This window comes from Devosia sp. T2-14 (assembly GCF_055397495.1).
This window is the reverse complement of record NZ_AP027921.1, coordinates 95240-110903: the sequence shown is the minus strand read 5'-3', so window position 1 is coordinate 110903 and position 15664 is coordinate 95240. Positions and strand designations below refer to the sequence as shown.

Here is a 15664-nt window from a genome sequence, read left to right as displayed (position 1 = left end):
GCTATTCCCAGCGCGCCTTGGCGGCGTCGTCTTCCGCTTTTGCCTCGACCCAATGCGTGCCCTTGGGGCCGGTTTCCTGTTTCCAGAAGGGGGCGTCCGTCTTGAGGTAGTCCATCAGGAATTCGGCGCCCTTGAAGGCGGCGTCGCGGTGGGGCGAGAGGGTCATCACCTGCACGATTGGTTCGCCGGGGCCGAGGGTGCCGTAGCGGTGGATGACGGTGGCCGCGAGCAGGCCGAAGCGGGCGGTGGCCATTTCGACGATGGATGTGAGCTGGTTGACCGCCAGCTCGGGGTAGCATTCCAGCGTCAGCGCGGTGATGGGGTCGTCGGGCCTGGAGCGCACGACGCCGGTAAAGGTCACCGCGGCGCCCGCACCATTGCCGGCGGCGAGGAAGGCGTTGGTTTCCGCGCCCGGATCGAACGGTTCAGTCGAGACGCGCACGCTCATGGCTCAGCCGCCGGTCATGGGCGGGAACAGCGCGACAACGCCGGCGCCGGCAATCGGGGCATCATGCGACACCAGCCTGGCGTCGACTGCCGCGCGGATCAGGCTGCGCTTTTCGGTGGCGAGGGCGAAGGCCTCGTCATTGGCGGCGAGCCAGTCGATCAGCTGACCGACGGTGGTCACCTCGGCGGGCGGTGATACCTGATCCTCGCCGCGGTTGAGGCGTTCGCGCAGCCAGGCAAAGTAGAGGATTTTCATTTCTGCTCTTCGACCAGATGCGGCCAGCTGGCGCGCAGATACTGGAAGCCGGTCCAGATGGTCAGGATGCCAGCGACCCAAAGCACGATGTCGCTGGTGAGGCGCAGGCCGGGAACGATCCGCTCCAGCAGCACGATGGCGAGCGCCACCAGCTGCAGCGTGGTCTTCCATTTGGCCAGCCAGCTCACGGGCAGCACGACCTTGGTATTGCCGAGGAATTCGCGTAGGCCCGAGATGAAAAATTCGCGGAACAGGATGGCGCAGACCGGGATCATGTCCCAGCCCGAAAAGCTGCCGTCCCAGGCAAGCGCCGCAATCAGGATGCCGACGAGCAGCTTGTCGGCGATCGGATCGAGCATGCGCCCGAGCGGGGAATACTGGTTCCAGGCGCGGGCCAGATAGCCATCGAGCCAGTCGCTGGCTGCAGCCACGACATAGATGATCAGCGCGATGAGACGCAGCCCGACGTCGCCTGACATCACCAGCCAGACAATGGGAATGATCGCCAGGATGCGGGCGATGGTGATGATGTTCGGGACGAGCAGCAGCGGGTTCTTGGCCATGGGGGGACAGAACAGGAATGGGGGCGGAGGGTCAAGGTGGTTCGCTTGGCGCGCGGCGCCACGGCTGCTGCCCACCGACTTGATCCGTGGGCCTCTCGTCGAGAGTGCCGGTTGGGGAGTGGCCCTCGGATCAAGTCCGAGGGCAGCGATCGTGGGCGGGAGGGGGCGTGGCCCCACAGGCCCTTACGCCACGGCCTGGTTCGTCGCAGCGCGGCGCTGGGTGACGGATTCGGCGAGGGCTTCGAGCGTGGTGACGGTGGTGTCCCAGTCAATGCAACCGTCGGTGATCGACTGGCCGTAGACCAGGTCCACGCCGGGGACGAGGTCCTGGCGGCCGGCGACGATGTTGGATTCCACCATGACGCCGATGATGCGGCGATCGCCCGAGGCCACCTGGGCGCCGATATCGGCCAGCACGGCGGGTTGGTTCTCGGGCTTCTTGGAAGAATTAGCGTGGCTGGCATCGATCATGATGGCGGCGGGCAGGCCGGCCTTGGCGGCGGCAGCAGAAGCGGCTTCGACGCTGGCGGCGTCGTAGTTCGGCGTTTTGCCGCCGCGCAGGATGATGTGGCAGTCCTCATTGCCTGCGGTCGCGGCGATGGCGGACTGGCCATCCTTGGTGACGGCGAGGAAATGGTGCGGCTGGCTGGCGGACGACACGGCGTCGAGCGCGATCTTCACATTGCCATCGGTGCCGTTCTTGAATCCGACCGGGCAGGAAAGACCCGAGGCCAGCTCGCGGTGAATCTGGCTTTCGGTGGTGCGCGCGCCGATGGCCGCCCAGCTAACCAGGTCCGCAATGTATTGCGGGGTGGTCATGTCGAGGAACTCGCAGGCGGCCGGCAGGCCCAGATTGTTGATTTCGAGCAGCAGGGCGCGGGCGGTGTGCAGGCCCATATCGATCTGGAAGCTGCCATCGAGATTGGGGTCGTTGATCAGGCCCTTCCAGCCGACCGTGGTGCGCGGCTTTTCGAAGTAGACGCGCATGATGATTTCGAGTCGGTCGCCCAGCTTTTCGCGCAGATCGACAAGGCGCTTGGCGTAGTCGATCGCAGCGGCGGGATCGTGGATGGAGCAGGGGCCGACGACGACGGCGAGGCGGTCATCGCTGCCGGCGAGGATATTGTGGAAGGCATGGCGGCTGCTGAGCACGGTGCGGGTGGCGGCATCGGTGCGCGGATGCTGACGCATGACCTCGATCGGGGTGGTCAGCGGCTTGATGGCTTTGATACGGAGGTCGTCGGTCGATTTAAGCACTTGGGAGTCTCCTCGGGGGATTTTCGGGGAGGCGGGCAAGTGAGAAAAACAAAAGCCGCCTCGAGTATCGGGCGGCTGGCTTCGGGTTTGGTCGTATCTTGTGAGATCAGATCAAGCGCGCGGTAGCCTCCGCCGGGAGCGGATAGCTAAAATACCAAAACGAAAAGGTGGCGACGTTGATCATGGCGAGATGTGTAGCGCGGGAAATGGCCCGTGTCGACTCTGACTTTTGGCCTAGCCTCCCGCGCCCTGATATTGGCGCAGGCAGTGACGCCAATAGGCCACAGCCAGCAGCACGGTGAGCGGGCCGATGGCGAGCGAGGCCAGCGGCGCCCAATCGCCCAGCAGCGGCACCGGTTTGCCCAGGGCCACGGCGGTGGGCACATAGGCCATGAAGCCCAGCGGCGCAAAGGTTAGCATCATCACCTGCAGCGGCACCGGGAAAATGCTCATCGGATAGCGCGCCAGTTCCCAGAACCCGAAGAAAATCGCGTAGAGATGCTGTGCTCGCACCCAGATCAGCGCGGTGGCGCCGACGATGGTGAGGATGGCCGCCGTCATCATGGCGGCGCTGGCCACCACGGCGACCAGATACAGGGCGGTGAGAATTGACCAGTCCGCCGAGACCTGGGTCAGCGACCAGGCCATCAGGCCCAGGGCCAGAATGATGTGGCCGCCATAGCCGACATTGAGTCCGGAGAATACGAGATAGGTCCAGGCTCCGACGGGTTTCACCAGGATCGCGTCCACGGTGCCGAGGCGGACCTTCTCTTCCAGGTCGTAGAACTGGGTGAAGCTCATCGAGGCGCCGACGGCATAGGCGAGCAGGTGAAAGGACAGCAGCAGCGCCATTTCGGGCCAGCGCCAGCCGCCCAGATTGTCGAAGCGATTGATGATCAGCGCGATGGCCGCGTAGTTGGTGGCGTAGCTCAGGCCCTGGGCAAACCAGCCCAGCACCAGTGCGCCGCGATATTCAAGGCGCGTGCGTACATGCATGTTGACCAGATGCGGGATGACGGCGAGGTTTCGCGACAGCATGGTCAGCCCCCCTGCACAACGAGACGATGCCGGGCCTGCGACCAGAGCCAGCCGGTGAAGCCGCCGAGCAGGCCGAGCCACAGCAGGCCGATCCCCAGATGGGTCCAGGTGGCGGCGACGTCGAGTTTGCCGAGATAGACCGCCGACGGATAATAGCTGACCCAGGCGAAGGGCAGGTAGCTGCAGATCGCGGCCAGTGCCGGCGGCATGAACCACAGGGGCACGATCGCCCCGGACGCCAGCGCCATGACACCCTTGAGCAGCCATTCCAGCGCAAAGGCCGTCATCAGCCAGAAGGCGAGCAGTCCGCACATGGTGGCCAGCGTGAACAGCATGAGCCACGACATCGCCCAATAGGCCACGAACATGGCGCCGTGGAAGGCACTGGCCGGCGGCAGCAGGCCGACGGCCACCCCGATGACCAGGGCGACCGGAATAGTGGTGACGGTCTGCTCGAACAGGTAATGACCGAAATGCGTCGTCAGCACATAGCCGGGATAGTGGACCGGCTTGACCAGATAGATGGTGACATCGCCCGTGCGCACGTCCTCGCCGACCTGCTTGATCACGCGCTCGACGTTCCAATAGAGCACCGTGCCGGCCAGGATCGCATAGGTGATCATTTCGGGCAGGGTGACGCCATCAACGCTGGCCGCGCCGGCAAACGCCGCCGACCACACGGCGATATAGGCGAAATTGATGATCAGCTTGCCGAACCAGCTGGCCCAGACCTGATTGCGATAGACCAGCCGCGACTGGAACGCGGTGGCGGTAAAGGTGGGGTAAGCGGTGACCCTCATGCCCGCGCTGCCGCGAGCTGGGGTTTCTGCTGGTAGAAGGTGCGGATCACCTCCTCGATGGCGGGTTCTTCGAGCGCCACGTCCTTGAGGTCATAGCCCGAGCCCAGCTCGGTCAGCACATCGAGGATGGAGGTTGCTTCGCTGTCGAGCACGAAGTGCTTGGCAGCGCCGTCATCGGTGACGAGGCGGGCGGTGGTCAGGCTGATCGGGCCGGGATCGGCGCCGAATTCCAGCGTCAGGCGGCGGCGCGAGCCCAGGGCCGCGCGCAGGCGGACGAGTTCGCCATCGAACAGCAGCTTGCCGTCATCGACCATGATCAGGCGCGGGCAGATTTCCTCGATATCCTGCAGGTCGTGCGTGGTGAGGATGATGGTGGTGCCGCGTTCGCGGTTCACCTCGGACAGGAATTTGCGCACGGCATCCTTGGCGACCACGTCGAGCCCGATGGTCGGCTCGTCGAGGAAAAGGATCTTGGGATCATGCAGCAGCGCCATGGCGATTTCGGCGCGCATGCGCTGGCCCAGGCTCAGCTGGCGCACCGGGCGGTCGAGGTAGCCATCCATGCCCAGCATGGTGGTGAGATAATCGAGATTGCTGGCAAAGCGGGCATCGGCAATGTCGTAGATGCGGCGGTTGAGCTCGAAGCTGTCGCGCACCGGCAGGTCCCACCACAGCTGGCTGCGCTGGCCAAACACCACGCCGATTTCGGCGGCATTGATCATGCGCTGCTCGTGCGGATTGCGGCCGAGCACTGACAGCTCGCCCGCTGTCGGCTGCAGGATGCCGGTCATCATCTTGATCATGGTGGATTTGCCCGCGCCGTTGGGGCCGAGATAGCCCACGGCCTCGCCGGCAGCGATGGTGAAGCTGATATCCTCCACCGCGCGCACTTCGGTATAGCTGCGGCTGAAGAGCCCGCGGATCGCCCCGCCCAGTCCGGAGACACGTTTGAGTTGGCGAAAGGTCTTGGAGACCCCGCTGGCGCGAATGCTAATGCCGGACATGACTTCCCCCTAGTCGGGGGAACGCTAACCGATTCGTCCGCGCTGCGGCACGGGGTTCGGCAGGGGATATGGCGCCAGCGGGGCGCGGGTGAAAGCTACATCCGCACCTTGGCCGTATCGCCCATTTCGGGCTTGGCGCCGGTCACGGCCGCGAGCAGCATCTTGGCTCCGGCAACGACCATGTTGGGGCTGTCCCATACCTCGCCGTGATCAGGCGTCACCTTGATCAGGCGGATCTGGGGATCGGTGGCGTCTTCCCACCAGGCCTTGTCGAAGGCCTCCCACAGCTCGGTAATCATGGCGCGGTCATCGGACACTTCGGCGTCGCCCGAGATGACGGCGTATTTGTGCCCCCCATTGTCGGCCCAGGCCAGCGATACGGTCGGGAAGCGCTCAATCTCGGTCAGCTTGTGCCCTTCCAGATCGGTCAGGAAATAGATGGCGTTTTCATCCCGGCGGAGGCGGGCCGACATTGGCCGGCTGCGCTGGTTCTTGCCGTCCCAGGTGGTGAACATGCAGATGTCGATCTTGTCCGCCAGTTCCCAGATGCGGTCGATGGCTTCGCCCTTGGGCATGGTGTCGTTGTTGGCTGAGGTCATTGCAAAGCTCCGTGCGTTTGAGTTGCAAACGGGCGGGGCGGCGGGTGGTTGCCCGGCGAGCAAGATGTGAACGGGTGATGGGACCCCGCCTAACCGCCCCTACCAAGGGGGAGGCCAGGTGGGGGCAGGAGCCACCGACCCCTAAACCCTTACCCCGGCATGCTGAAGCTGTGCAGCTGCTGGATGGTGATTTCGCCTTCCCATTCGGGCCAGTGGTCGCGGTGGAGGGCGGCGAAGCGCTCGGTCCAGGCCATCATTTCGGCCTCGGTGGGCAGGTCGTAGATGGCGTAGCCGCCCACGACTTCCTTGGCTTCGGCAAAGGGGCCGTCGGTGAGGATCTGTTTGCTGCGGATCCGGACCTTGGCGGTGTCGCTCATGCCGCCGGTATCGACCATGCGGGAGCCGGCTTCCATGCCGAGCTTGACGATGGCCTCCATCAGGGCGGGCGGTGGCGCGCCGACTTCTGTGGGATTGGTGGTGGTGACGAAGGTGATGAACTTCATGGCTTTTCTCCGGTATTCGCAATGACGACGAACGGGGCCGGCGGGTTTCGACAAACGGATTCTACATTGTGACCCCCACCTGGCCCCCCCCTGGAAGGGGGAGGGACTGGCTGGTGGGTGGGGCAGGATCTCGCCAAATACCGCGATCGGCTCCTCCCCCTACCAGGGGAGGTTAGGTGGGGGTATTACCCCGCCCGATTGAAGTGGTCATAGACCAGCTGAGCCATGGCCTTGGAAATGCCCGGCACGGCTTCGAGGTCGGTCAGCGAGGCGCGGCCAGCTGCCTTGGCGGAACCGAAATGGTTGAGAAGGGCGCGCTTGCGGGCGGGGCCGATGCCTTCGATCTCGTCGAGCGGATTCTTGATCTGCTCTTTCTTGCGCTTGGCGCGGTGGGTGCCGATGGCGAAGCGGTGGGCCTCGTCGCGCAGGCGCTGGACGTAATAAAGCACGGGATCGCGGTGGGGCAGCATGAAGGCTTCGCGGTCCTCCATGAAGAACTTTTCGCGGCCTGCGTCGCGCTCCTCGCCCTTGGCGATGCCGATAAAGGTCACTTCCTTGGGCAGGTTGAGCTCGGCGATGACGCCGCGCACGGCGCTCATCTGCCCGGCGCCGCCGTCGATGATCACGACGTCAGGCCAGTCGGGCATGCCGGTGGTTTCATCCTCGGCGTCGTTGTCACTTTCATTGGCGAGGCGGGTGAAGCGGCGGGTCAGCACTTCGCGCATCATGCCGAAGTCGTCGCCGGCGACGATGTCGGATTTGATGTTGAAGGTGCGGTAGTGCTTCTTGGAGAAGCCTTCCTCGCCCGCCACGACCATGGCGCCGACCATGTTGGTGCCCGAAATATGCGAGTTGTCGTAGACCTCGATGCGGCGCGGCACCTCGGCCAGACCAAAGGTTTCGGCGACGCCTTCGAGCAGGGTGCGGTTGGTGGCACCTTCGGCGAGCTGGCGGCCCAGGGCTTCGCGCGCATTGTTGAGTGCGTGATTGACCAGGTCGCGCTTTTCGCCGCGCTTGGGCTGCTCGATATAGACGCGACGTCCGGCGCGGGTGGAGAGCGCTTCCTCCATCACCTCGTGTTCGGCCAGTTCGTGGCTGATCAGCACAAGGCGGGCCGGGGTGCGGTTTTCATAAAACTGGCCGATAAAGGCCTCGAGCACTTCGGCATCGGACAGGCTGGCATCGGCGCGGGGGCGATAGGGGTAATTGCCCCAGTTCTGAAAGGCGCGGAAGAAGAACACCTGCACGCAGAATTGCCCGCCTTCGTGGTGGATGGCGAAGACGTCGGCTTCCTCGACGGACTTGGCGGTGGCATCGCCCTGCGACTGGATCAGCGCCAGCGCCGAGAGGCGGTCGCGGATCAGCGCGGCGCGCTCAAAATCGAGCTGCTCGGCGGCCTGGTTCATGTCGTGCTGCAGATGATCGCGCACGCCCTTGGACTTGCCGGAGAGGAACAGGCGCGCATCCTCGACCAGCTCGGCATAGCCCTCCAGCGAGATTTCGCGGGTGCAGGGGGCAGCGCAGCGCTTGATCTGGAATTGCAGGCAGGGCCGGGTGCGGGCGGCGTAGAAGCTGTCGGAGCAATTGCGCAGCAGGAACGCTTTTTGCAGGCTGGCAATGGTGCGGCCGACCGCAGTCGCCGATGCGAAGGGGCCGAAATAATGCCCCTGGCGCCGCCGTGTGCCGCGATGCTTGGTCAGCTCGGGCGCCTCGTGATCGGTGGCGATCAGAATATAGGGAAAGCTCTTGTCGTCGCGCAGCAGCACGTTAAAGCGGGGCTTCAGGCGCTTGATCAGATTGGCTTCGAGCAGCAGCGCCTCGGACTCGGTCTCGGTGCGCACGAATTCCATGGTCACCGTGGCGGCGATCATGCGCTGCAGGCGCGTCTCGAGGGCTTCGGGCCGGGTGTAGTTGGTAACGCGCGCCTTGAGATTGCGGGCCTTGCCCACATACATGACCTCGCCCTGCGCATCGATCATGCGGTAGACGCCGGGCGCGGCGGGCAGCGTTCGCACGAAGGCGCGGATGACCTCGTGTCCGCTGGGCGGTGGAGTGGTGTCGTCGGTCATGTGCGGGGTGTTGGTTTGCTCTTGGGGAGATACTCCAGATGCTCGCCCCCGTCGAGCGCCAACATCTGTCCCGTCATTGAAGGGGTATTGAGCAACATCAGAACGCCATCGGCGATGGCCTGCGGACCGGCGTGGCGTTGCAGTGGCAAGGCCGCGACCGAGCGATCGAATTCGGCCTGGGTCTGGCGGGTATGCGGCAGCACCGGACCGGGGCCGATGGCATTGACGCGAATGGCGGGCGCCAGTGATTGCGCCAGCGTGCGGGTGGCCGACCAGAGCACGGACTTCGAGAGGCTGTAGCTGAAATAGGCCGGGGTCGGATGCAGCACTCGCTCGTCGACCAAGTTAACAATATTGCCATCGGCACCAGCCGGCAGCTGGCCAGCAAAGTCGCGGGCGAGGAAAATCGGCGCTTCGGCATGGATGGCGAAGTGCTGGTCCCACAGAGTTTCATCGACGTCGAGGGCGCTGTCGGGCTCGAAGGTCGAAGCATTGTTGATGAGTACGGTCAGTGGGCCGAAGCAGTCGGCGGCCTTGGCAATGACCGTGGCACGCTCCCTGCGATTGGCGAGATCGGCATGGAGCACCGCGGCGCGTCCGCCATTGGCCACGATCTCGTCGCGAACCGTTTCGGCGCCTTCACCATTGGACCGATAGTGGATGACAACGGCATGCCCGGCATGGGCCAGCGCCTTGGCAATGGCGGCCCCGATCCGGTCGCTGGCGCCGGTAACAAGGGCAATGGGGGCAGGGAGCGATGGTGCAGGACGATTCGACATGTTGGACGCTTGGAAACCTCGTGGGAGACCATAGGCCGCTTTGGCGGCCCACTTCAATGCTCGGACAGCCCGGATTTAGGGCGGTCTCCTGACAGTTTCAGGCAGTATCGTTGTCCTTTTGTTGCGACCTGTTCGGGCGTAGGCTCACTGGTGTCACCGTAGGGTCGGCTGGTGGCCTTGCGGCTTTTCCATGAGGGGGAAGTAAATGGAAGTTATCGTGCCTCTTATCGTACAACTGCTTGCCGGCGGTGTCGGTGGCAACGTTATCGGTCAACTCGCCAAATCTCTCAATCTCGGCACTGCGGGCAACTCCATCGTTGGCGCAGTCGGCGGCATCGCGGGCACCTGGCTGGCCAGCATGATTCCGGGTCTCGACTCGATGGTTGGCGGCGCTGCTGCGGCAGCGGGCACCGCTGGCGGCCTCGACCTGGGTGCGTTGGTCGGGCAGGGCGCTACCGGCCTGGTCGGCGGCGGCATTTTGACCGCCATCGCGGGTCTCGTGAAGTCGGCAATGGCCAAGAGCTGAACTTTGCGATAGGCAAATTCAACGCCCCGGCGCATCGTGCGGCGGGGCGTTTTCATGCCCAGCGATACCTCCGACATGTCCAGTCCCACCCCTGCTGCCCGCACCGATAATATCGGCCGCGCCATCATGCTCACCCTGATCACCATCGTGGTGTTCGGCGTGCAGGATGCGGTCTCCAAGGTGCTGGTGCAGACCTATTCGCCGTTCCAGATCACCATGATGCGCTATTGGGGCTTTGCCGCTTTCGCGCTGCTGCTGGTGATGCGGCAGGCGCCGTTGCGGCAGGCCTTCACCTCCAGAAAGCCGATGTGGCAGGTGCTGCGCGGCGTGCTGCTGATGGCCGACATCTGGTTCTTCGCCCTGGCGATGCAGACCGTGCCGCTGGGCGAGTTGCAAGCCATTACCCTGATCTACCCATTGCTGGTGACGCTGTTCGCAATCCCCATTCTGGGGGAGAAAGTTGGCGTGTTCCGTTTCGTGGCGGTGGGGATCGGGTTTCTCGGCGCCATGGTGGTGGTGCGGCCGGGCGGCCTGCCGCTCAGCTGGGGCGTGCTCTATTCGGTGGCTTCGTCCACGCTCTACGCCATCTATATTGTGGTGACCCGCAAGGTGAGCAGCTTCGACAGCGCCTCGACCAGCCTGGTTTATACGGCGACCGTTGGCCTGGTGCTGTCGGGCGCCGTGGGGGTTTTCTTCTGGCAGCCGATGGGCTGGGGCGATTTCATGATGGTGGCGACCATCATGGTGACCACCTGTGTCGGGCATGGGCTGATGGTGTTTGCGCTGTCGATGGCACCGGCCAGCGTGGTGCAGCCGTTCAATTATTTCTCGTTGCCCTGGGCGATCGTATTGAGCGCCGTGGTGTTCAACCACTGGATCGATCCGATCTCGCTGATCGGTGCCGCCATCATCGTGGGGGCAGGCCTCGTCGTCATGGCGCGTGAGAGGATCCGGCGGATACCGGCCGTAGTCGAGCCGCCCTTGCCGGGGCGCGACTAGAACGGAGAACGCCGCCCCGGAGGGCGGCGTTGCGATTAGTTGCCAATGCAGAAGTAGCCATTGGGGCCGTTGAAGCAGACGCTGCCGCCATTGTTCGGAGGCCAGGGCTGCGGACGCGGCGGAGGACCGGGGTTCCAGTGCGGCGGGCGCGGTGGACGCGGGTTCCAGTGTGGTGGACGCGATGGGGTGGGATCCCAGTAGGGCGGGCGGCCATAGCCGTCATCCCAACCGCCGCCGGGGCGGCCACTATTGAGGTAGCTGGAAGAGACCCAGCCATCCACGCCGCGCCGTTCCACAAAGCACCAGCTGCCGCGGCACTGCTGAACGTCTACCTGTTCGCCACGGCGCAGGACGTCGATGACGCCATAGCCGGTGCCGGGGCCCGAGCGCACATTGACGTTGCCCGTCGCAAAGGCGGGAGCCGATGGCCGCTGCAGACGTCGCGAGCAGTACCAGCGCTGCGAGCCCGGATGCCATGAGTTTCTTGCTCAAAGTCATCGTTGATCTCCTTGTCTCTGGGCAGCGAGTGCCCGTTGACGTGTAGAGAACACCTTTTCGGATGAACCCAAGCTGAATGGGGCTTTCAGGTTTCGGCTTAGAGGCTCAGCAGGTCGACGAAGCGCTTCAGTCGCTCGCCCAACTTCTTGCGCTGCTTCCGCTTGAGCTCGCCCATCAGGGCTTCTTCGAGCTGGGTCCAGTGATCGGCAAGGCCATTGCGAATGCGCCGGCCGCGTTCGGTCAGCGCCACGCCAGGCGCCAGTTCGGGGCCGACGGCTTGTGGGGTGACCAGTTCGCGCTCGATGAGGCGGCTGAGCCGCGCCGCCAGGCCCGCCTCGCTGAGGCCCAGTTCGGCGGCCAGATTGGCCTCGGTTGTACCGGAGCGTCCCAACTCGAACAGAATGGCGTCGTCGCCCGGCTCCAGGCCGCGTTCCATCAGCGGTTGCAGCAAGGCCTTGTGCGCAAGCTGGCCAGCTTCGATGAGCCGGTAGAGCGTGGAACGTGATGATGGTCTGGACATGGGTGGGAAAATAGTCCGAACTCCTGCGGCGCGTCGATTGCGCTTCTATCCTATCGTTAATCGTGGAAGCACCAAGGCGCGTTATTGTTCGCCCAATACAGATGAGTTATGCCTCCATTACATCGCTAGCGTGAACGGAGTGCCATGACACAGGATCTCGCCCGCATCCGCGCCTTCGTGCAGGTCTTTGATGCTGGCGGATTTTCCGCTGCGGCCAGACAGCATGGACGCTCCAAGGCTCTGCTCAGCAAATATGTGACCGATCTCGAAGATTATCTGGGCGTGCGGCTGATGAACCGCACGACGCGCAAGCTCAGCCTGACCGAGGCGGGCGAGGCTTACTATCGCGAAGCCAGCGCGTTGCTGCAGCAACTGGACGACCTCGACGCGACCATTACCGACCAGACCGCCGAGCCGCGTGGCCTGTTGCGGGTCTCGGCGCCGCGCAATTTCGGCGAGTCCACGCTGGCGCCCGCGATTTACGAATATCTGGCCAAGCACCCCAAGGTGACGCTCGATCTGCGGCTTGAGGACCGCTATGTGGACCTCGTCGACGAGGGCATCGACGTGGCGCTGCGGATCTCCACGATGGCGGATTCCTCGCTGATCGCGCGCAAGATTTCCGACATGCATGTGGTGGTGGGGGCTGCGCCCGAGCTGCTCAAGAAGGTCGGCACGCCCAAGCATCCCGAAGACCTGCGCCATCTGCCCTGCATCATCGACGTCAACCTGCAGGGCCAGTCCAACTGGCGGTTTGTCGACGACGAGGGCAAGACCATTTCGGTGCCGGTGAATGGGCCGTTGCGGGTCAATTCGCCCCTGGCGGCGCTCAAGGCCGCCAATATGGGCCTCGGATTTGTCGTATTGCCCTCCTATCTGGCGGATGCGTCGGTCACCAGCGGGGAGCTCGTCCCCGTGCTGTCCGAATACCTGCCGACCGGGCAAACGCTGCAGGCGGTCTATCCGCATCGGCGGCATCTGGCCGGCAAGGTTCGCGCACTGATCGATCATCTGGTCGAGTGGTTCCAGATCCACCCGATCAGCTAGGGGCACGATTTGATTTTCAGCCTGTTTGCACGCCGCCTGTTGGGCGCCGCCGCCACGATTCTGACCATGGCCGCACCCGCCATGGCGCATCCTCACATCCTGATCGACGCCAAGGTCGCGGTTGTTTTCGATGATAGCGGCGCCATCAATGGCCTGCGGCATGCCTGGACGTTCGACGCGCCGTTCTCGTCCTGGATGATCCAGGGTCTCGACGCCAATGGAGACGGCCAGACCACGCCCGATGAATTGCAGGCGCTGGCCGACGAGAACCTGGAGGGCCTCGGCGAATTCGGTTTCTACACCTTTGCCGGCAAGGATGACGCGCTGATGGCGTTCACGCCCGTCGGCGACCAGCGTTTTGTCTATGAGAACGGCCGCGCCACGCTGACCTTCAGTGTCGATGCCACGCGCCCCCAGCCGATGGCGGGCCGGTTCGACCTGGGCATCTATGATCCCGAGTACTATGTCGCCATCAGTTTTGGCGGCGCATCGGATGTGACGCTCGAGAATGCCCCGGATGGGTGCTCGGCCGTGGTCGAGCCACCCAAGCCGATGGACCCGGCATTGGGCGAGCGGCTTTATGCACTGGGGCCGGAGGTCGAGGCCCTGCCGCCTGACCTGGCGGCGGCAATGCGCGGCACTCAGGGTGTGATTGCGCTCAGCTGTGCCGGTGCGCCTGCGCCGGCCCCCGCCAATGCACTGGAAGCGGTGACGCAAGTGGCCGAAGCGCGGCCCAGCCTGCCCTTTGGCGGTCCGCCGCCCGAGCCGGGCCTCAACCTGCCGCGCACCGGCTTCTTCGGCTGGCTGCAGGATCAGCAGCGCTATTTCTATGGCGCAATGACCAGTGCGCTTGATGCCTTGCGCAGCGATTGGACCGCATTCTGGGTGCTGGGCGGGCTGAGCTTTCTCTATGGCATGTTCCATGCCGCCGGACCGGGCCACGGCAAGGTGGTGATTTCGTCCTATGTGTTGGCCAATGAAAGCCAGCTGCGGCGCGGAATATCGCTGAGCGTGGTCTCGGCCATGCTGCAATCGGTGGTGGCAATCGCCTTCGTGCTGGTCGCCGCGGGCCTGCTGGGCATGACCAGCATCGCCATGGGCGACGCCGCCAACTGGATCGGGATTGCGTCCTACGCGATGGTGGCCTTGCTGGGGCTGTGGCTGGTGGCGCGCAAGCTGTTTGGCTGGGGGCATCACCATCATCATCACGAAAGCCCGGCGCACGCTCACAAGCATGATCATGACGGGTGCGACCACGATCAACATGATCACGGGCACGACCATGCCGACCACGACCACGCGCATGTGGTTACGCCGGCCGCGACGGGCGGGAGCCTGCGCGAACAGTTGAGCGTGGTGCTGGCGGTGGGCCTGCGGCCATGCTCTGGCGCGCTGGTCGTGCTGGTGTTTGCCCTGTCTCAGGGGCTGCTGGCGGCGGGGATTGCCTCGGTGTTCCTGATGGGCCTGGGCACGGCGATTACCGTTGCGCTGCTGGCCACGGTCGCGGTGTCGGCCAAGGGGCTGGCGGCGCGCATCGGCGGGGCGGACAATGCGGTGACGGCTTCGGTGGTGTGGTGGCTCGAATTGCTGGGCGCCGTGGCGGTGCTGGCCTTCGGCGTGCTTTTCCTCATAGCAAGTCTCTAGCGCGACCCATCGCCGCCTTGCGCATGGCGCGAGAAATACTATGGTGCGCCACGATCCTAGAACACTTCCAAACTGGCAATTCATGTCCAATCCTCTGCCGGCGAACCATCCCTCCGTCAAAAAGCCCAAGATCGGCGTCGTGTTACTCAATCTGGGGACTCCAGATGCGACCGATTACTGGAGCGTGCGACGCTATCTCGGGGAATTTCTCAGCGACCCGCGCGTCATCGAGACGCCGAAGTGGCTGTGGTGGCCGATTCTCAATCTCGCGATCCTGAGCTTCCGGCCGCAGAAAAGCGGTCATGCCTATGCGCAGATCTGGGACAAGGAACGCAATGAAAGCCCGCTGCGCGTGATCACCCGCGCCCAGACCGAGGCGCTGTCCGAGCGGCTTTCCGGGCATGAGGAAATCGTCGTGGATTTTGCCATGCGCTATGGCAATCCCTCGACCAAGAGCGTGCTGGAAAAGCTGCGCGAGCAGGGCTGCCAGAAGATCCTGCTGGTGCCGCTCTATCCGCAATATTCGGCGACGACGACGGCAACGGCCAATGACAAGGCCTTCGATGCGCTCCGGACCATGCGCTGGCAGCCTGCCATCCGCACGGCACCGGCCTATTTCGAAGATGCCAAATATATCGAGACGCTGGGCAATTCGATCCGCGACGGCGTTGCCGCGCTGGACTTCGAGCCCGACGTCGTGCTGACCAGCTATCACGGCATGCCGAAGGAATATCTGGAACGCGGCGACCCCTATTATTGCCAGTGCCAGAAGACCACGCGCCTGGTTCGTGAATATCTCGGCTGGGACGAATCCAAGCTGATGGTGACCTTCCAGTCGCGGTTCGGGCCGACCGAGTGGCTGCAGCCCTATACCGACACGACGCTGGCTAGCCTTCCGGGCAAGGGCATCAAGAAGGTGGCGATCCTGGCTCCGGCATTCTCGGCCGACTGCATCGAGACGCTGGAAGAGATCGCCATGGGCGGCAAGGATACGTTCATCGAGGCGGGCGGGGATAAGTTCGCCTATATCCCGTGCCTCAATGACAGCCCGGCCGGCATGGACATGATCGAAGCCATGGTGCGGCGCGAGCTGAGCGGCTGGATTTAAGGGACTG

At 64.1% G+C, this 15664-nt stretch carries 18 protein-coding genes; 5 read left to right on the top strand and 13 right to left on the bottom strand.

All coding sequences use genetic code 11. From position 1 onward, the window contains the following. Position 1 precedes the first annotated feature (1 nt). The 11 genes from ACZ5WT_RS00570 to ACZ5WT_RS00520 form a co-directional block, all read right to left on the bottom strand. Positions 2 to 448: a molybdenum cofactor biosynthesis protein MoaE gene (locus tag ACZ5WT_RS00570; protein WP_464285441.1), complete on the bottom strand. Its 447-nt coding sequence runs from the start codon at positions 446 to 448 to the stop codon at positions 2 to 4. A gap of 3 nt (positions 449 to 451) precedes the next feature. Next, complete coding sequence (gene moaD, locus ACZ5WT_RS00565; protein WP_464285440.1) at positions 452 to 703, bottom strand: molybdopterin converting factor subunit 1; 252 nt, start codon at positions 701 to 703, stop codon at positions 452 to 454. Then, the gene (gene pgsA, locus ACZ5WT_RS00560; RefSeq protein WP_464285439.1) at positions 700 to 1266 is read right to left on the bottom strand and encodes a CDP-diacylglycerol--glycerol-3-phosphate 3-phosphatidyltransferase; all 567 of its coding nucleotides are present in this window, start codon (positions 1264 to 1266) and stop codon (positions 700 to 702) included. Before pgsA ends, moaD begins: the two co-directional genes overlap by 4 nt. A 183-nt stretch (positions 1267 to 1449) precedes the next feature. Beyond that, positions 1450 to 2523, bottom strand: a complete 1074-nt coding sequence (locus ACZ5WT_RS00555) for a 3-deoxy-7-phosphoheptulonate synthase (RefSeq protein ID WP_464285438.1) — start codon at positions 2521 to 2523, stop codon at positions 1450 to 1452. 234 nt (positions 2524 to 2757) lie between these two features. Beyond that, the gene (locus ACZ5WT_RS00550; RefSeq protein ID WP_464285437.1) at positions 2758 to 3561 is read right to left on the bottom strand and encodes an ABC transporter permease; all 804 of its coding nucleotides are present in this window, start codon (positions 3559 to 3561) and stop codon (positions 2758 to 2760) included. A gap of 2 nt (positions 3562 to 3563) precedes the next feature. Then, a complete protein-coding gene (locus tag ACZ5WT_RS00545) occupies positions 3564 to 4361 on the bottom strand; it encodes an ABC transporter permease (protein ID WP_464285436.1) in 798 nt (265 codons plus the stop codon). After that, complete coding sequence (locus ACZ5WT_RS00540) at positions 4358 to 5365, bottom strand: ABC transporter ATP-binding protein (protein WP_464285435.1); 1008 nt, start codon at positions 5363 to 5365, stop codon at positions 4358 to 4360. The genes ACZ5WT_RS00545 and ACZ5WT_RS00540 overlap by 4 nt, the downstream gene beginning before the upstream one ends. A gap of 95 nt (positions 5366 to 5460) precedes the next feature. Then, positions 5461 to 5940 carry a pyridoxamine 5'-phosphate oxidase family protein gene (locus tag ACZ5WT_RS00535; RefSeq protein WP_464287131.1) on the bottom strand — a complete coding sequence of 160 codons (480 nt, stop codon included), beginning with the start codon at positions 5938 to 5940 and terminating at the stop codon, positions 5461 to 5463. Between the two features lie 173 nt (positions 5941 to 6113). Next, positions 6114 to 6467 (bottom strand): YciI family protein, encoded by a 354-nt coding sequence (locus ACZ5WT_RS00530; protein ID WP_464285434.1) that lies wholly within the window; start codon positions 6465 to 6467, stop codon positions 6114 to 6116. A 185-nt stretch (positions 6468 to 6652) separates the two neighbouring features. After that, positions 6653 to 8536 carry an excinuclease ABC subunit UvrC gene (gene uvrC, locus ACZ5WT_RS00525; RefSeq protein ID WP_464285433.1) on the bottom strand — a complete coding sequence of 628 codons (1884 nt, stop codon included), beginning with the start codon at positions 8534 to 8536 and terminating at the stop codon, positions 6653 to 6655. After that, positions 8533 to 9315, bottom strand: coding sequence for an SDR family oxidoreductase (locus ACZ5WT_RS00520; RefSeq protein ID WP_464285432.1), 783 nt, complete (start codon positions 9313 to 9315; stop codon positions 8533 to 8535). Before ACZ5WT_RS00520 ends, uvrC begins: the two co-directional genes overlap by 4 nt. 205 nt (positions 9316 to 9520) lie before the next feature. Here ACZ5WT_RS00520 and ACZ5WT_RS00515 point away from each other — a divergent pair, with 205 nt between their 5' ends. Both ACZ5WT_RS00515 and ACZ5WT_RS00510 read left to right on the top strand, forming a co-directional pair. Continuing rightward, positions 9521 to 9841, top strand: coding sequence for a hypothetical protein (locus tag ACZ5WT_RS00515; protein WP_464285431.1), 321 nt, complete (start codon positions 9521 to 9523; stop codon positions 9839 to 9841). Positions 9842 to 9895: 54 nt separating this feature from the next. Further along, positions 9896 to 10840 carry a DMT family transporter gene (locus ACZ5WT_RS00510; RefSeq protein WP_464285430.1) on the top strand — a complete coding sequence of 315 codons (945 nt, stop codon included), beginning with the start codon at positions 9896 to 9898 and terminating at the stop codon, positions 10838 to 10840. A 35-nt stretch (positions 10841 to 10875) separates the two neighbouring features. On the opposite strand, the gene ACZ5WT_RS00505 is transcribed toward ACZ5WT_RS00510, so the two are convergent. Next, a complete protein-coding gene (locus ACZ5WT_RS00505) occupies positions 10876 to 11232 on the bottom strand; it encodes an SH3 domain-containing protein (protein WP_464285429.1) in 357 nt (118 codons plus the stop codon). Positions 11233 to 11435: 203 nt separating this feature from the next. Next, the gene (locus ACZ5WT_RS00500) at positions 11436 to 11858 is read right to left on the bottom strand and encodes a hypothetical protein (RefSeq protein ID WP_464285428.1); all 423 of its coding nucleotides are present in this window, start codon (positions 11856 to 11858) and stop codon (positions 11436 to 11438) included. A 144-nt stretch (positions 11859 to 12002) separates the two neighbouring features. Between ACZ5WT_RS00500 and ACZ5WT_RS00495 the strand changes: the two genes are divergently transcribed. From ACZ5WT_RS00495 to hemH, 3 genes are all read left to right on the top strand, one after another. Continuing rightward, on the top strand, positions 12003 to 12905 hold the full coding sequence (locus ACZ5WT_RS00495; RefSeq protein WP_464285427.1) for a LysR family transcriptional regulator: 903 nt from the start codon (positions 12003 to 12005) through the stop codon (positions 12903 to 12905). 9 nt (positions 12906 to 12914) lie between these two features. Next, positions 12915 to 14549, top strand: a complete 1635-nt coding sequence (locus ACZ5WT_RS00490) for a HoxN/HupN/NixA family nickel/cobalt transporter (protein WP_464285426.1) — start codon at positions 12915 to 12917, stop codon at positions 14547 to 14549. Positions 14550 to 14631: 82 nt separating this feature from the next. Next, positions 14632 to 15657 carry a ferrochelatase gene (hemH, locus tag ACZ5WT_RS00485; RefSeq protein WP_464285425.1) on the top strand — a complete coding sequence of 342 codons (1026 nt, stop codon included), beginning with the start codon at positions 14632 to 14634 and terminating at the stop codon, positions 15655 to 15657. Positions 15658 to 15664 lie beyond the last annotated feature (7 nt).

Excerpts from the sequence above, each read along its gene's own strand:
- ACZ5WT_RS00570 (WP_464285441.1), bottom strand. The coding sequence starts at position 448 with ATGAGCGTGCGCGTCTCGACTGAACCGTTCGATCCGGGCGCGGAAACC.
- moaD (WP_464285440.1), bottom strand. The coding sequence starts at position 703 with ATGAAAATCCTCTACTTTGCCTGGCTGCGCGAACGCCTCAACCGCGGC.
- pgsA (WP_464285439.1), bottom strand. The coding sequence starts at position 1,266 with ATGGCCAAGAACCCGCTGCTGCTCGTCCCGAACATCATCACCATCGCC.
- ACZ5WT_RS00550 (WP_464285437.1), bottom strand. The coding sequence starts at position 3,561 with ATGCTGTCGCGAAACCTCGCCGTCATCCCGCATCTGGTCAACATGCAT.
- ACZ5WT_RS00545 (WP_464285436.1), bottom strand. The coding sequence starts at position 4,361 with ATGAGGGTCACCGCTTACCCCACCTTTACCGCCACCGCGTTCCAGTCG.
- ACZ5WT_RS00540 (WP_464285435.1), bottom strand. The coding sequence starts at position 5,365 with ATGTCCGGCATTAGCATTCGCGCCAGCGGGGTCTCCAAGACCTTTCGC.
- ACZ5WT_RS00535 (WP_464287131.1), bottom strand. The coding sequence starts at position 5,940 with ATGCCCAAGGGCGAAGCCATCGACCGCATCTGGGAACTGGCGGACAAG.
- ACZ5WT_RS00530 (WP_464285434.1), bottom strand. The coding sequence starts at position 6,467 with ATGAAGTTCATCACCTTCGTCACCACCACCAATCCCACAGAAGTCGGC.
- uvrC (WP_464285433.1), bottom strand. The coding sequence starts at position 8,536 with ATGACCGACGACACCACTCCACCGCCCAGCGGACACGAGGTCATCCGC.
- ACZ5WT_RS00520 (WP_464285432.1), bottom strand. The coding sequence starts at position 9,315 with ATGTCGAATCGTCCTGCACCATCGCTCCCTGCCCCCATTGCCCTTGTT.
- ACZ5WT_RS00515 (WP_464285431.1), top strand. The coding sequence starts at position 9,521 with ATGGAAGTTATCGTGCCTCTTATCGTACAACTGCTTGCCGGCGGTGTC.
- ACZ5WT_RS00510 (WP_464285430.1), top strand. The coding sequence starts at position 9,896 with ATGCCCAGCGATACCTCCGACATGTCCAGTCCCACCCCTGCTGCCCGC.
- ACZ5WT_RS00500 (WP_464285428.1), bottom strand. The coding sequence starts at position 11,858 with ATGTCCAGACCATCATCACGTTCCACGCTCTACCGGCTCATCGAAGCT.
- ACZ5WT_RS00495 (WP_464285427.1), top strand. The coding sequence starts at position 12,003 with ATGACACAGGATCTCGCCCGCATCCGCGCCTTCGTGCAGGTCTTTGAT.
- hemH (WP_464285425.1), top strand. The coding sequence starts at position 14,632 with ATGTCCAATCCTCTGCCGGCGAACCATCCCTCCGTCAAAAAGCCCAAG.